General features: G+C 46.6%; 1 protein-coding gene. It reads left to right on the forward strand.

The features are described from left to right. The coding region (locus AOQ32_RS08350) for a DNA topoisomerase (protein WP_242976734.1) at window positions 1-670 on the forward strand (670 nt) is incomplete at both ends.

Raw genomic sequence — 670 nt, forward strand, 5'->3', positions numbered from 1 at the left:
CGCTGACAAAACAAGCCGGTTATCCCTTTGTTTCGCGACAAGGACGATTAAAGTCGGCGATGGTCTTACGTGTCTACCAACAATTAGAAGCCATCAAAAATTATCAACGGGTGCCGTTCTTTGAAAATCGTTACCAAGATGAAAATGGCCATACGTATGCGCGAACGGTTAAAAAGGATGAAGACCCGGATTTTCGTTACGCCAGCCAAGAAGAGGCACAAACGCAAGAAACCTTACCAGAAACGGCCACACCGGTCGTAACCAGCACCCAACAAAAAGAAACGCAACCACCCAAACTACTCGACTTGGCTTCGCTATCAGCTATTTTAGCCAAAGAAGGCTTTCAAGCCAAAGAAGTGGCATCTACTTACCAAAAGCTCTATGAAGCCAAGATTGTGTCTTATCCACGAACAGAAGATAAGACGATTACCCCTGAACAGTATGAAGATTTACGACCATTAGTGGATGGCATTGCCAAAGTAGTAGGGGTTGACGTCAATTTACTGACGGTTCGAAAGCCACGAAAGACCCATGTGCAAGAAAAAGGGGCGCACGGTGCCAATCGACCGGGTTCAGTGGTGCCCAGTTCCCTAGAGGCACTAATGGCTTATGGTCCTTCAGCGGCTAAAATTTATGAAGTCTTGGCCAAGAACTACTTAGCGATGATGGC

The organism is Fructobacillus tropaeoli, from assembly GCF_001047135.2.
Taxonomy (GTDB): domain Bacteria; phylum Bacillota; class Bacilli; order Lactobacillales; family Lactobacillaceae; genus Fructobacillus; species Fructobacillus tropaeoli.